Below are 13,702 nucleotides of genomic sequence, written 5' to 3' on the forward strand. Positions count from 1 at the left end.
TATTATTTGACAGCCCCAATTCTTCTGCCACAATTCAGCATCTCCGAACCAAAATAGGGATTAATCACGTCTTTAGTTTCACTGATCCAGTACCCGTTTTTTCCTTCTCCGTACATCGGACAGTAATCCTGATAAACCGTTTGTTTTGTTCCAAATGTTTTTATTAAACCAAAAACATCTTGGCTTAATAAGGAAAAATATTCTCTTTGGTGGTCGATTTTACCGGCATTATCGCCAATGTGTTTGACATGCGCTTTGGCATCAGCCACAAAACCATTGTACTTATTTTTTGATTTGGTATCCAAAGAAGTTGTGGTCGAACCATTCAAAGTCGCAATTAATTCTTTTGCGGCAGCGGCAGCCCTATTTGAATCATCTTTCGTTAACGCATTTTTGATATTGAGGTATTTCGAAACAATTGCATCGGTTGGGAAAGCCGTTTTGCTCACATTTCCAGTTGCAGTTATGGCACTGGATTCTTCGTTAGCAACAGTAACAGGAGTTGCTTCATTATCAGCAGCGGTTGTTTGCGCCACTTTCTCAGTTAATTCCATACCACATTCTGGGCATTCACTTCCCGCTGTACCAGTAACTTCGGGATGCATTGGACAAGAGTATAGTTCAGCCGTTTTTCCAGTTTTATCAGAATTCAAAGTCGATTCTTCTTTGTTTTTTTGGTTACAAGAAACCGTCATAAAAGTCGCAATCAGAGACAAAAACAGTATTTTTTTCATGGTATTTTTTTTATGATTATATATTGACTTCTATTTAAATCAGCTATTCACTGCCTAAATTCAAGTCGTACAATTTATTTTATGATATTAAAAAAGTTATATTCTAAGTTTAGATAAAATCCATTTGGCGCAGACCGCAACATAGAACTGTATAATTCGTGCCTGTAAGCAACATCAATTCGTGCTTGGCTGTTAATGATAAATTGAATGGAAGGCACAATATCCAAATACGATTTCCCATTTTCGTTTAATGTCTGTCCAACAAACTCCACCATTGTATTGATATTTGTTTGCTTAAAATTAGTGTATTTTTTTGGATACATCAGTTTTCCAAACGACAACGTGTAATTAGTGGCGTTATCACTTTGCGCTGTAGGAAATTTGTAATCCGGATTATTATCGAATACTTTTTCAAAACTAACCGAAGCACTAATGGCTACCTTTTTTATAAGCTGTGTAGCTACAATTCCCGTTTCAAAACCAGTATTTTGTCCCATAATTTCTATCTGTTCCTGATGGATATCGGCATTATTAAAACTAAATCTTCCAAATGCTGCCATCCTGAAATGACTCTGCAAATCATCCGTGGAAAGGAAACGATATTTTGTATAAAAACTGGCGCCTTCAGTTACCAATTGATTGCTTCTATTGCTGACAAACATGGATGTTCTCACCATCAAATTTTTATTGATTCCCAAAGTAACTTCGGGCATGACATGGTAATTATATCGTGATTGCATTTGCTCCTTAAAAATGGATTGTCCCAAACGAACTCCTAATGAACCCGCAGGAACATTACTTGCCGGATCAGTAACCACAAAAAGCTCCTGAGCCGATATTCCTTGAATAAGAAAAAGCGTAAATACGATTAAAAATTTTCTCATTATAATACAGTTTTAATATGGTAATCGTCATCATTGTTTAAAGAATATGTCGCAGTTTTTGAAAACGTTTTAAGCAGTTTTTTATGCTCTTTTTGAGTGACATATCCTTTATCAAAAATCCTTACTTTTGTTTCTCCGTTACTGTCTTTAAGTTCTCCATTCAATAAAACGAAAGTGGAACCGTTTACCGAAATGGTTTTATCACCTTCGGTTTTTAAGCTTTCTGTAGGCATTGTAATTACTAATGAACCGATAAAAAAACCTGCTTTTTCAACACCTTCTTTCAATACTCTTGGCATAATTTTACTTTCTTTTTTAAAATAAACCGTGAAGGTATTCGTGTTCAAATCAGTACTCACGCTATCCACACCAACGGTTGCCTTCAGTTGTTTGTTTATCGCATTGGAACACATAGAACAGGTTAAACCAGTCGCCATTATCTCAGCTTTTGAGATTTGAGAATAGGATTGTACACTTGTCATTAAAACCAAACAAGCAATACCAATGAATTTTAAATTTATATTTTTCATTCTACTTTATTTTTTATTTGCATGATTATTTCTTCCTCCGTTGGATTGATGGCAACTAATTTTCCTGCTGCATCAAATAGATATGAATTAGGTAATTCTTCAACTCCAAAAAGCAGTGCAGATTTCGCATCAAAACCTTTAGCGTCGATTAATTGCCCGTACGCTAATTTATCTTTTTGAATGGCATTCATCCATTTGGTTTTGTCCGTATCCAGCGATATCCCAACAATTTCGAAGTTTTCATCTTTGTACACATTATATAAAGGAGCCAATTTTTTATTAGCCAGCCTACAAGGTGCGCACCAAGAAGCCCAAAAGTCAATCAGTACCGTTTTCCCTTTCAGAGAAGCCAAATTTATGGTTGTCTCTTTATTATTTTTGAGTTCTAAATCAGGCAAACTGTCTCCAATTTTCATTTGGGCGGATGCAGTTGAAATACTGATTATTAAACTGAATAGCAGCATTATTTTTTTCATGTTATATTCCTATGAATCGCTTATTGAATCGTTTCGACTGTTTTTCCGCAAGTCATCATTTGAGAACCGTAATAGGGATTTTTAACTACGTTTTCTTTACTCAACCAGCTGGCACCTTTACCGTCGTTTGCCATTGGGCAAAACTGAAGATAAACCGGAGTTTCATATTTAGCCACTTTTATCAATTCATACATCGATTTTGAAAAAGGAATAAAAAATTCTCTTTGACGCTTGATATCTTGAGTTTCCGAAATGTTCTTGGCATCAGCCATTAAACCCTTCATTTCTTTCATCCAAATCATGTGAACATCCATAGCAAGCTCGTCCATTTTTACTGCATTCAAAGCTGTCAGAACGTCTTTCGCTGCAGTAGCAGAAGCTTTTCCTTCAGTTTTCACCAAAGCATCTTTCAATAAGAAATAGGTGTCAAAAACAACTTTTAATTTAGTATCCACTTGTTGTTTTGCAACTGGAGCATCAGAATGATTGACGTGGTTTGCATGATTTTCTGTACTAGTAGTTTCCATTTTCATCTCTGTTGAAACGGCAACTTTTGCTTCTCTATCATATTGACAACATCCATGTAATGCATCATAAGTAGCATCCGGCGCAAGAAATTTATCGCTGTCGTAACCGGCTAAAGCGATGCGTTTCAAAATTTCGTCTTGGCTCGTTTTGGTGGAATCATATGTGAGAGTTGCCATTTTGGAATCTTTATTCCACTCCACTTTTGCTGTTTTTTTTAGGTTTCCGGCAGTTTCTATCTTGCTTTTACACATATCACAGTTTCCATATATTTTAACGGTTTCTGTCTTGCTATTTTTAATTTGCGCGCTTGCGATTGTAACTGAAAGCAATAGGATTATTGCCATCAATATTTTTTTTATTGAGTTCATTATATGAATAATTTGAGGTGAATTAGTCGCAAAAAGCATTAAAAAAAATAGCATATTCCGCTACATATCAATTTGTATTCGACTAAAACTTAATGATTGTTAAAGCATAATTTGCTTTGAAAAAGACAGTTTTCAGGCTGTCATAGAAAGAATTTAGCTTATTTTAGGTGGAAGCCAAATAGAACGAAAATGGGAAGAAATAAACATTTCCGAGTAATAATAATTTTGTTTTTCAGTAGAAAAACTAAAAACTTGGTTGTTTAATTCGGTATAAAACGCCGAAGTCAACCCTAAATAAATTGTCGAACTGCCGCAAGTAACATCTTTACAAGCACCTTTGCAGCCGTCATGCGAACTTTCATCCGATTTTTTTTCTTTTTTGCAACAGTCTTTCTGGTCCTTTTTTGAAGAAGATTCTTTTTTGCAACATGCCTTCTCCGTTTTTGTAGCACATGCAAAAGCTACGCTCGGTGTCATAAAGAAACCAAGCATAACCAATAACATTATGTAAAACTTTTTAGACATTGTTTATCTGATCTAGAAGTACAAAGGTATAAAATTAAGAAATACTGTAAATTGATTCAATCACAAATGCGTGTTAAAACAATATTTTACTTTCCTTCTCCTAATATTCCATTCATTATAGACTGCAAAACTGATAATATAACACTAAAAATCAAAGCCGTCAAAAACGTATCCACGCTAAATCCGCCTACTATTTTTGTGCACAATAAAATCATAAGCGCGTTTATGACCAACAAAAATAATCCTAAAGTTAGGATAGTAACCGGCAATGTAAGAATTACCAATATTGGTTTGATAAATATATTCAGCAACCCTAGAACAATGGCTACAATTAATGCTGTAGTAAATCCAGCCACATGAACGCCAGGCATAAAGTTCGCTATAAGCAATACTAAGCCAGAAGTAATAAGAATTTTGATCAGTAAATTCATGGTTTTTTATTTTAAGATTTAATAAATGTAAGAAAAATTTAAATCTGATTCGTTTATTTCAAAAAGGAAATAACTTTTTGATAGAAATCGGCTGGGTTTTCAGCATGAAGCCAATGCCCTACATTAGGAATCGTTTCGATGCTTGAATCTGGGAAATGTTGTTTTATGTTTTCGAAATCGCTGTCTAAAATATACTTTGAATTTCCACCGCGAATGAATAATGTTGGTTTCTCGAAAATAAATCCTTCTGGTAACGGAATTCCTATTTCATCCATTTTTGTATTAAAAACTGCCAAATTAAATCGGAAAGCCAATTGTCCCGGCTCTTGCCAATATAAATTTTTCATTAAGAATTGTCGGGTTCCAAAATCAGGAATGTACTTTTCCATAATTTCTTCGACATCACTTCGGCTTGGCTTTATAGAAAAATCTACCGCATTCAATCCCGCCAAAATATCCTGATGGTGTTGCGGATAAAATTTAGGTCCAATATCAGCCACAATTAATTTATCTACTAGTTCCGGGTAAGTAGTGGCCAAAAGCATCGCTACTTTCCCGCCCATCGAGTGTCCTATTATATTGATGTTTTCTAAGTTATGAGCTTTGCAATACTCGTAAACATCCTGCGCCATGATTTCATAACTAAACTCTTCTGAATGTAAGCTTCGTCCGTGGTTACGTAAATCGAGAACATGAACTTGAAAATCAGTCGCAAATTGCGTTCCGAGTGTTTTCCAATTATCTGACATTCCCAGAAATCCGTGAAGAATTAAAAGTGGTTTTTCTGAGCCCTCTATTTTTGAAAAAAGCATATAATTTTAGATTTTAACGTTATAATTTAAATTACAAACCATCAAGAAATTAAGGTTATTAAGCTTTACACTTAATCTATCTTAATTTCTTAATGGTTTAAAAAACTATTTTAATTTTTGCAAATACATATTTACCACATTATCCAATCCAAGATAGATAGCTTCGGAAATTAAAGCATGACCAATAGAAACTTCCAATAATCCTGGAATGTTTTGTTTGAAAAACTGAATGTTATCCAAACTCAAATCATGACCTGCATTGATTCCTAGTCCAAGTTCATTAGCCAAAATTGCCGATTCAGTGTACGGCAAAATTCCCTTTTGATTTCCTAAACTGTATTGATGAGCAAATGCTTCGGTATACAATTCGATTCTTTCTGTTCCAATTTTCTTTGCACCTTCAATCATTTCCAGAACTGGATCTACAAAAATGGAAGTTCTGATTCCGTTGCGTTGAAATTCCTGAACGATTTCAGTTAAATAAGACGCGTGTTTTATAGTATCCCAACCTGCATTAGAGGTTATGGCATCAATCGCATCTGGTACTAGAGTCACCTGTGTCGGTTTTATTTCCAAGATAAGATCGATAAATGTTTTCTCTGGATTTCCTTCAATATTATATTCGGTGTAAACCACAGGCTTTAAATCGCGGGCATCTTGATAGCGAATGTGGCGCTCGTCCGGACGCGGATGTATGGTTATTCCTTCGGCTCCAAACTTTTGAATGTCGGCAGCCACTTTTAATAAATCGGGAACATTACCGCCACGAGCGTTTCGCAAAGTAGCTATTTTATTGATGTTTACACTTAATTTTGTCATTAGAACACTTTTTGATTTTGATACTTGTATTTGTCAGGACAAAAATACAAAGTAAAACTTAGGAGATTTTGCTTATTTTTGATTATTTTGCATGAAATATTGCCGATTGATTTATGACAGAAATTACAGAATATATTACCAATGATTTTAAAGCGATTGACAGCCATGATTCTATTGCGGCCGTTCAAGACTTTTTTAGCGACTTACACTTTTCCCATTTTCCAATTGTAGAAGAGGGCGTTTATATTGGCAGTATTGCATCGGAAGATATTGAAACCTTCGACAGTGACAAAGAAGTAGCCGATTACCGCTTTACGCTTGAGGGATTTTTTGCCAGAACGAATACGATTTGGCTGGATGTTTTAGAAGTTTTCGCAAAAAACCATACAAATTTAGTTCCCGTTTTGGACGAAAACAATACGTACGTAGGGTATTATGAAATAGAAGATATCATGAAATTTTTTCATGAAACACCCTTTTTAAAAGAACCAGGCGGAATTATTATTGTCAGAAAACCAATTTTAGATTATTCGATGAGTCAGATTACTCAAATTGTAGAAAGCAATAACGGCAAGCTTTTGGGTTTATTCATTTCAGAAGCCGATGTGGATAGTGTGGAAGTGACTATGAAAATAACTTTGGGAGCAATGAACGAAATAATCCAAACTTTTAGAAGATACGGTTATGAAATCATATCAGAACATCAAGAAGACAATTATATTAACAACTTAAAGGAACGGTCTGATTATTTAGACAAATACCTGAACATATAACCGCTTATTCGGAGATTTGATGATTCGGTTATTGCAACCACCATCTCAAACAACCCAATAATCAAATTAACGATTAAAAAAAGATGAAAGTAGCGATCTACGGTCAATATTATCAAAACAGCACAGAACCTATTATAAATGACATCTTTGTTTTTTTTAACAAAAACAATGTGGAGATGATTATCGAGTCTCATTTTTTGTTGATGCTTAATGAAAGGAAGATTGTCGAAAATAAATACAAAACTTTCACTTCCCATACGGAACTCGACTCCAGTTTTGACATGCTAATCAGCATTGGCGGAGACGGAACAATATTAAGAGCAGCAACATTAGTTAGAGATTCCGGCATTCCTATATTAGGTATAAATGCAGGAAGACTTGGTTTTCTGGCAACCGTTCAAAAAGAGAACATTGCTGAATTTATGCAATTTGTGATTGACAAAAAATATACAATTTCCAAAAGAGCATTACTAAGCTTAACCTGTTCACCACCCAATGAATCGATTGACGAAATCAATTTTGCGATGAATGAAATTACGGTTAGCCGAAAAGATACCACATCGATGATTACGATTGATACCTATTTGAATGATGAATTTTTGAATTCCTATTGGGCTGACGGTTTAATTATTTCTACACCAACTGGATCTACGGGATATTCCTTAAGTTGTGGAGGCCCAATTTTGACACCGGATGTAAAAAGCTTAGTTATTACCCCTATTGCACCCCACAATCTCACCGCCAGACCACTGGTAGTTCCGGATGAAACTGAAATCAGATTGAAAGTTTCGGGACGAGAGGAAAATTACTTGGTTTCCTTAGATTCCAGAGTCACTTCGGTAAAAAATGAATCCATACTGACTTTAAAGAAAACCCCATTTCAAATTAATATGGTTGAAATTCCCGAAGAAACCTTTTTAAAAACACTTCGAAGTAAATTACTTTGGGGAGAAGACAAACGGAATTAAATCATTTTACTCAAGCGTTATACGATTTTATCGATTTTTCCCGTTTTAATGAAACAAATACTTATTTAGTGTTAGTTATAGCTCTAATTCCTAAAAAAACACACATTTAACAGAATGGGTATTGTATCGAATTGATAATTATTATATTTGCACGCAATTTTTGATTTAATGAACAAGATCTATTACTTATTTTTCTGTTTTTTCCCTTTGATGATGGCCCAAGCCCAAATCCATGAGGTCGGAGTTTTTCTAGGCGGGAGCAACTACATTGGTGATATAGGTCCGACAACTTATATTGCGCCAAACGAGCCTGCTTTTGGATTGTTGTACAAATGGAATAAAAGTCCCCGACACGCTTATCGATTTTCCTATATTCAATCTGACATTACATCGAATGATTTAGATTCAGAAGAAGCTAGTAGAAACCAAAGAGGGTATCGTTTTGAAAATAACTTAAAAGAAGTATCTTTAGGTCTTGAATTCAACTTTTTCGATTTTAATCTTCATAAATTGAGTACTCAAATAACTCCCTATGTTTTTTCTGGTGTAAATTATTTTTCAAGTAAATATACCTTAACAAATACTAAAGCAGATGTATCCGTACAAGGTAGAACAGAAAGAAAAAAATCAATAGCAATACCTATGGGTATAGGAATCAAGTCAAACATAACACGAAGTTTCGTTTTAGCAGTAGAAACGGGAGCCAGATATACTTTGACAGATAATATAGACGGAAGTTTTAATCAACAATTTGGAAATATAAATAATAATGATTGGTATGTTTTTTCAGGAGTTACCTTAACGTATACTTTTGGAGAAAAACCCTGTTATTGCGGAGAATAAAAAAATGAATTTACTACAGCATATCGACGCGACAAGATTACCCAAACACTTAGCCATAATAATGGATGGCAACGGACGTTGGGCAAAGCAGCAAGGACTTTTACGGGCTTTGGGACATGAAAGCGGAACAAAATCAGTGAAGGTTATCATAGAATCCAGTGCTAAATTAGGCATTGAATTCCTTACGCTTTACGCTTTCTCCACTGAAAATTGGAACAGACCAAAACTAGAGGTCGAGACCTTAATGAAGGTACTCATCAACTCCTTGAAAAAGGAACTTACCACCTTACAAAAAAACAACATCAAGCTTAATGCTATTGGTAATTTGGAAAAACTACCAAAATCCGCACAAAAAGAGCTTCTTGATGTAATTGACAAGACTAAAGACAACACACAAATGACGCTAACTTTGGCGTTAAGCTACGGCTCTAGAGAGGAACTTGTCAGTGCGGTAAAAAACATTTGCAGTAAAGTTAAAAATAATATAATTTCAATAGACAGTATTGACGATTCCATTATTAATGAGCATCTTTACACGCAAAATTTACCTGACGTAGATTTACTAATACGAACAAGTGGAGAACATAGGATAAGTAACTTTTTGTTGTGGCAAATCGCCTATTCAGAATTGTATTTTACTGACATATTGTGGCCAGACTTTAAAGAACAAGATTTATATGAGGCTATCATTAGTTATCAAAAAAGAGAACGTAGATTTGGAAAAACAAGTGAACAAATTAAATAATTTTTTAGTGTTAAATAAAAGCATAAAAATAGTCGTTACCGTTTTGATTTTCGGAAGTTTTACACAAGTTAAAGCTCAAGAAAGAGTTCCTTTTGATCAAGGTAAAAAATACATTCTTGCCGATGTAGCCGTAGTGGGAGATATCAGTTTTAATTCGCAAACCGTTGTCACTTTTTCTGGTTTGCAAAAAGGTCAAGAAATAACTGTTCCAGGCGAGGAAATTAGTGCTGCTATAAAAAAATTAGGTAAATTAGGTCTCTTTGATGAAATCTCTTTTTATATAAATAAAATACAGAATGATAGTATTTATCTTGACTTAAACATTATCGAATTACCTAAATTAAACGAGGTGAAATTTGTAGGTGTTAAGAAAACAAAAACGGAAGGTTTAATCAAAGATAATTCGTTGAACAAAGGAAAAGTAGTTAATGAAAACTTGATTACGACTACTAAAAACTACATCGAAAACAAATACAAAAAAGACGGATACTACAACACAAAAGTAAACATCAATACCGTTAAAGACACTGCAACGGTAAACCAGGTCAATATGCTTGTTGCTATTGACAAAGGCGATAAAGTAAAAATTCAGAGTATTGATTTTGCTGGAAATACAAAATTATCCGACAAGACGTTGCGTAAAGCAATGAAAGAAACGAAACAAAAAAATCCTATTCGACTTTTAAAAGCTTCTAAATTTATAAAAGATAAATACAAAACTGATTTAGAGAAAGTTATTGCAACTTATAAAGAAAAAGGATACAGAGATGCACGAATACTTTCGGATTCTGTAACGTATGATAAGAATAAAAATGCGTTAAACATCAAAATTAATGTTGAAGAAGGAAATAAATATTATTTTGGAGACATTAAGTTTTTAGGAAATACCGTTTATACCGATCAGGGTTTAAGTAGAATTTTAGGCGTTAAAAAAGGAGATACCTATAATGGTGTTCTTCTTGAAAAAAGAATTGCCGATAAGTCTAAACCAGATGCAGAAGACATTACCAATTTATACCAAAATAACGGTTATTTATTTTCTAATGTAAATGCTGTTGAGGTTAAAACTGCAAATGACACCATAGATTTTGAAATACGAATTACAGAAGGTCCAATTGCTTACTTCAACAAAATTACAGTTGTAGGAAATGACAAAACAAATGACCGAGTAATCTACCGTGAATTAAGAACAAAACCGGGAGAGAAATATAGTAAAGAAGAATTAGTAAGAACCATTCGTGAGATTGGTCAACTAGGATTCTTTGATCCAGAAGCAATCGATCCTAAATTTAAAAATGTAGATTCAGGAGCCGGAACTGTTGACATTGAATACAATCTTGTAGAGAAAGGTTCCAGTCAAATTGAACTTCAAGGAGGTTATGGCGGTGGTGGTTTCATTGGTACGCTTGGGCTTTCTTTTAACAACTTCTCAGCTAGAAACATGTTAAATAAAGATGCTTACAAACCACTGCCGATGGGAGATGGTCAAAAAGTATCCTTGCGTTTACAAGCTAGTACTTTTTTCCAAACCTATAGCGTATCGTTTTCAGAACCATGGTTTGGAGGAAAAAAACCAGTATCATTTAGCTCTTCTATTTCATACAGTAAGCAGTTTTTAAACAACTTTATTACTCAGCGTGCAGATAAAACAAAAAGTTTTGACATCTTGACGTTATCTGTTGGTCTGGCAAAAAGACTTACTGTTCCAGATGATTTCTTTGTATTATCACAATCGATCAGTTATCAGCATTATGCCTTAAACAATTATAATACAGGTCTGTTTACATTTGGAAACGGAACTTCCAGAAACTTAGCATATACTATAGGACTTACAAGAAACAGCAAAGGATTGAATCCAATATTCCCTACTTATGGTTCTGAATTCAGTCTTTCAGCAAAGTTAACTCCACCTTACTCTTTACTTAATGGTGTAGATTATGGCACGTTAGGAGACCAAGAGGAATATAAATTAAAAAACACCGTGGACCGACAAAATGTTCCGGATGCCAATGGAAACATTGTAAACATAGGAGATTACATAGACACGAATGGTAATAAGGTTTCTAATTTTTCATTAGCGGCAGCTGACGTAAGTAAAGTCGATCAAAAGCGATTTAATTGGTTAGAATATTATAAAGTTAAATTCAAAGCTGACACGTATACCAAAATTTATGGTAAACTAGTACTTAGAGCATTAGCTGAATTTGGTTTCTTAGGCTCATACAATCAAGAAAGAGGAGCCGTTCCTTTTGAACGTTTCTACCTTGGTGGTGATGGATTAGCTAACTTTTCGATGGATGGTAGAGAGACGATCCAGTTAAGAGGATATCCTAATAACTCGTTGACACCTGTTAATAGTGCTGGAGAACAAATTGGAGCTACAGTATTTAATAAATTCTCAATGGAATTGCGTTATCCAATTACATTGAAAGCATCAGCTTCAATATACGCCTTGGCTTTTATGGAAGCAGGATCATCATTTAGTGATTTCAAAAGCTATAATCCATTTGCATTAAGTCGCTCTGCCGGAGTTGGTCTGCGTGTATTTATGCCAGCATTTGGTTTATTAGGAATCGATTTTGGACATGGATTTGACGCATTACCGGGACAAGCGAAAGCTAATGGATGGGAAACCCACTTTATCATTGGGCAACAATTCTAAAAAATTGGTTTATGATTTTCTAATATAGTATAGTTATGGGAAAACAATTTTTATATGTGTTTTTAGCTTTAATTGCCATGCAAACAATTAATGCGCAAACCAAAGGAAATAAGCTGGGCTACATTGATATGGAATACATTTTACAAAATGTTCCTGACTACACTGAAGCAAAAATTCAATTGGAGCAAAAAGCTCAAAAATGGAAATCTGAAATTGATGCTAAAAAAATTGAAATCAATAAATTAAAGGAAGCTTTAAAAGCAGAAAAAGCGTTGCTCACTAAAGAATTGATAGACGAAAGAGAAACCGAAATCAGTTTCCTTGAAAATGAAAATTTAGATTACCAACAGAAACGTTTTGGTGCTAACGGAGATTTAATCATTCAAAAATCTGTTTTGGTAAAACCAATTCAAGACCAAGTTTTTACAGCAGTTCAAGATATTGCAGAACGATTAAAATATGATTTCATATTTGATAAAACTTCCGACTTGACAATGCTTTTTGCAGCCAAAAGATTTGACATTAGCGATCAGGTTTTACGTGTTTTAAACCGTACCGAAAAAAGAGAGCAACTGACCAAAAAACAGCAAAAAGAAGCGGAAGAAAGAGAAAGTAAAGAAGATGCATTAGATGATAATCCGGCTTTGGCTGAACGCCAAAAACTATTAGATGATAAAAAGGCAGCAAGAGAGAAGGTTCTAGAAGACCGAAAATTACTTCAAGAGCAAAAGAAAAAAGAATTTGACGACAAAAGAAAACAAATTCAAGCTGACAGAGAAGCTAAAAAAAATGGCACGGTTTCTGCAAATGTTAAAAAAGAAGATGCACCAACAAGTTTAACTAAAAATAATGAGGCTGCAGCAATTGCAGATGATGTGAAACAAAATCAAGCTGAAGCAAGAGCCAAAACATTAGAAGACCGTAAAAAAGTGTTGGAAGACCGCAAAAAGATTTTAGAAGAAAGAAGAAAAAAAATTCTGGATGAAAGAGAAGCGGCTAGGAAAGCGAAAGAAGAAAAGTTAAAAGAAAAAACAAACAATAATTAATTACTTAATATTTTAAAAACGATGAAACAAATCAAAACTCTACTAATTGCTGCAATTTTAATGTTAGGAGCAAATCAAACAATGAATGCACAAGCAAAAACAGCTCATGTTGATGTAAGTGAAATTATGACAAAAATGCCAGCAATGTTAGAAGCTCAAAAACAATTAGATAAATTGAGTACTACTTATGATGCTGATTACAAAAAGATGGTTGAAGAATACCAAGCAAAATTAAAAAAATACGAAGCTGAAGCTGCAACTGTTACTGAAGCTATAAACGGAGATCGTTCTAAAGAAGTGCAGGATATGCAAAAAAGAATTGTTGATTTCAGAGACAATGCTCAAAAAGAATTACAACAAAAAGAATCTGATATCGTAAAACCATTAATGGAAAAAGTAAGAGCTTCTATCCAAAAAGTAGGAAAAGCAAAAGGATTCCAATATGTTCTTGATGGTTCTTCTCTTTTATTAGCTGATGGTCCAAACTTGACTATGGATGTTAAGAAAGATTTAGGTTTCTAAAAAAAATCATTAATCGTACTAAAAACTGCTCACCCT

Annotated in this window: 16 protein-coding genes; 7 read left to right on the top strand and 9 right to left on the bottom strand. The window is 34.2% G+C overall.

Translation table 11 applies throughout. The features are described 5' to 3' along the window. Positions 1-2: 2 nt before the first annotated feature. The 9 genes from G7A72_RS07055 to G7A72_RS07095 all read right to left on the bottom strand — a co-directional run bounded on the left by G7A72_RS07055 (position 3) and on the right by G7A72_RS07095 (position 6,107). The gene (locus tag G7A72_RS07055) at positions 3-734 is read right to left on the bottom strand and encodes a DUF3347 domain-containing protein (protein ID WP_165151956.1); all 732 of its coding nucleotides are present in this window, start codon (positions 732-734) and stop codon (positions 3-5) included. A 74-nt stretch (positions 735-808) separates the two neighbouring features. After that, positions 809-1,618 (bottom strand): hypothetical protein, encoded by an 810-nt coding sequence (locus G7A72_RS07060; RefSeq protein WP_165151957.1) that lies wholly within the window; start codon positions 1,616-1,618, stop codon positions 809-811. Continuing rightward, entirely contained in the window at positions 1,618-2,148 is a 531-nt protein-coding gene (locus tag G7A72_RS07065) for a heavy-metal-associated domain-containing protein (protein WP_165151958.1), read from the bottom strand. The genes G7A72_RS07060 and G7A72_RS07065 overlap by 1 nt, the downstream gene beginning before the upstream one ends. Continuing rightward, positions 2,145-2,624, bottom strand: a complete 480-nt coding sequence (locus G7A72_RS07070) for a TlpA disulfide reductase family protein (protein WP_165151959.1) — start codon at positions 2,622-2,624, stop codon at positions 2,145-2,147. Before G7A72_RS07070 ends, G7A72_RS07065 begins: the two co-directional genes overlap by 4 nt. Before the next feature lie 20 nt (positions 2,625-2,644). Further along, a complete protein-coding gene (locus G7A72_RS07075; protein ID WP_165151960.1) occupies positions 2,645-3,520 on the bottom strand; it encodes a DUF3347 domain-containing protein in 876 nt (291 codons plus the stop codon). A 153-nt stretch (positions 3,521-3,673) separates the two neighbouring features. After that, on the bottom strand, positions 3,674-4,045 hold the full coding sequence (locus tag G7A72_RS07080) for a hypothetical protein (RefSeq protein WP_165151961.1): 372 nt from the start codon (positions 4,043-4,045) through the stop codon (positions 3,674-3,676). A gap of 86 nt (positions 4,046-4,131) precedes the next feature. Next, complete coding sequence (locus G7A72_RS07085) at positions 4,132-4,476, bottom strand: phage holin family protein (RefSeq protein ID WP_113665069.1); 345 nt, start codon at positions 4,474-4,476, stop codon at positions 4,132-4,134. Positions 4,477-4,529: 53 nt separating this feature from the next. Next, positions 4,530-5,288, bottom strand: a complete 759-nt coding sequence (locus G7A72_RS07090; RefSeq protein WP_165151962.1) for an alpha/beta fold hydrolase — start codon at positions 5,286-5,288, stop codon at positions 4,530-4,532. Between the two features lie 105 nt (positions 5,289-5,393). After that, positions 5,394-6,107, bottom strand: a complete 714-nt coding sequence (locus tag G7A72_RS07095; RefSeq protein ID WP_165151963.1) for a pyridoxine 5'-phosphate synthase — start codon at positions 6,105-6,107, stop codon at positions 5,394-5,396. A gap of 113 nt (positions 6,108-6,220) precedes the next feature. Between G7A72_RS07095 and G7A72_RS07100 the strand changes: the two genes are divergently transcribed. The 7 genes from G7A72_RS07100 (at position 6,221) to G7A72_RS07130 (ending at position 13,666) form a co-directional block, all read left to right on the top strand. Beyond that, positions 6,221-6,880, top strand: a complete 660-nt coding sequence (locus tag G7A72_RS07100) for a CBS domain-containing protein (protein WP_113665066.1) — start codon at positions 6,221-6,223, stop codon at positions 6,878-6,880. Positions 6,881-6,963: 83 nt separating this feature from the next. After that, positions 6,964-7,848 carry an NAD kinase gene (locus G7A72_RS07105; RefSeq protein ID WP_113665065.1) on the top strand — a complete coding sequence of 295 codons (885 nt, stop codon included), beginning with the start codon at positions 6,964-6,966 and terminating at the stop codon, positions 7,846-7,848. Positions 7,849-8,016: 168 nt separating this feature from the next. Then, positions 8,017-8,691 carry a DUF6089 family protein gene (locus tag G7A72_RS07110; RefSeq protein ID WP_165151964.1) on the top strand — a complete coding sequence of 225 codons (675 nt, stop codon included), beginning with the start codon at positions 8,017-8,019 and terminating at the stop codon, positions 8,689-8,691. A 4-nt stretch (positions 8,692-8,695) separates the two neighbouring features. Then, positions 8,696-9,436 (top strand): isoprenyl transferase, encoded by a 741-nt coding sequence (locus tag G7A72_RS07115; RefSeq protein WP_113665479.1) that lies wholly within the window; start codon positions 8,696-8,698, stop codon positions 9,434-9,436. Further along, complete coding sequence (gene bamA / locus G7A72_RS07120; RefSeq protein ID WP_165151965.1) at positions 9,369-12,098, top strand: outer membrane protein assembly factor BamA; 2,730 nt, start codon at positions 9,369-9,371, stop codon at positions 12,096-12,098. The genes G7A72_RS07115 and bamA overlap by 68 nt, the downstream gene beginning before the upstream one ends. Positions 12,099-12,133: 35 nt before the next feature. Beyond that, entirely contained in the window at positions 12,134-13,144 is a 1,011-nt protein-coding gene (locus G7A72_RS07125; protein WP_165151966.1) for an OmpH family outer membrane protein, read from the top strand. A gap of 21 nt (positions 13,145-13,165) precedes the next feature. Then, on the top strand, positions 13,166-13,666 hold the full coding sequence (locus G7A72_RS07130; protein ID WP_113665061.1) for an OmpH family outer membrane protein: 501 nt from the start codon (positions 13,166-13,168) through the stop codon (positions 13,664-13,666). The last annotated feature ends 36 nt before the right edge of the window (positions 13,667-13,702 follow it).

Source organism: Flavobacterium sp. Sr18 (assembly GCF_011064265.1).
GTDB classification, from domain to species: Bacteria; Bacteroidota; Bacteroidia; order Flavobacteriales; family Flavobacteriaceae; genus Flavobacterium; species Flavobacterium petrolei.

Coding starts and splice junctions, on each gene's coding strand:
- G7A72_RS07055 (WP_165151956.1), bottom strand. CDS start 734: ATGAAAAAAATACTGTTTTTGTCTCTGATTGCGACTTTTATGACGGTT.
- G7A72_RS07060 (WP_165151957.1), bottom strand. CDS start 1,618: ATGAGAAAATTTTTAATCGTATTTACGCTTTTTCTTATTCAAGGAATA.
- G7A72_RS07065 (WP_165151958.1), bottom strand. CDS start 2,148: ATGAAAAATATAAATTTAAAATTCATTGGTATTGCTTGTTTGGTTTTA.
- G7A72_RS07070 (WP_165151959.1), bottom strand. CDS start 2,624: ATGAAAAAAATAATGCTGCTATTCAGTTTAATAATCAGTATTTCAACT.
- G7A72_RS07075 (WP_165151960.1), bottom strand. CDS start 3,520: ATGAACTCAATAAAAAAAATATTGATGGCAATAATCCTATTGCTTTCA.
- G7A72_RS07080 (WP_165151961.1), bottom strand. CDS start 4,045: ATGTCTAAAAAGTTTTACATAATGTTATTGGTTATGCTTGGTTTCTTT.
- G7A72_RS07085 (WP_113665069.1), bottom strand. CDS start 4,476: ATGAATTTACTGATCAAAATTCTTATTACTTCTGGCTTAGTATTGCTT.
- G7A72_RS07090 (WP_165151962.1), bottom strand. CDS start 5,288: ATGCTTTTTTCAAAAATAGAGGGCTCAGAAAAACCACTTTTAATTCTT.
- G7A72_RS07095 (WP_165151963.1), bottom strand. CDS start 6,107: ATGACAAAATTAAGTGTAAACATCAATAAAATAGCTACTTTGCGAAAC.
- G7A72_RS07100 (WP_113665066.1), top strand. CDS start 6,221: ATGACAGAAATTACAGAATATATTACCAATGATTTTAAAGCGATTGAC.
- G7A72_RS07105 (WP_113665065.1), top strand. CDS start 6,964: ATGAAAGTAGCGATCTACGGTCAATATTATCAAAACAGCACAGAACCT.
- G7A72_RS07110 (WP_165151964.1), top strand. CDS start 8,017: ATGAACAAGATCTATTACTTATTTTTCTGTTTTTTCCCTTTGATGATG.
- G7A72_RS07115 (WP_113665479.1), top strand. CDS start 8,696: ATGAATTTACTACAGCATATCGACGCGACAAGATTACCCAAACACTTA.
- bamA (WP_165151965.1), top strand. CDS start 9,369: ATGAGGCTATCATTAGTTATCAAAAAAGAGAACGTAGATTTGGAAAAA.
- G7A72_RS07125 (WP_165151966.1), top strand. CDS start 12,134: ATGGGAAAACAATTTTTATATGTGTTTTTAGCTTTAATTGCCATGCAA.
- G7A72_RS07130 (WP_113665061.1), top strand. CDS start 13,166: ATGAAACAAATCAAAACTCTACTAATTGCTGCAATTTTAATGTTAGGA.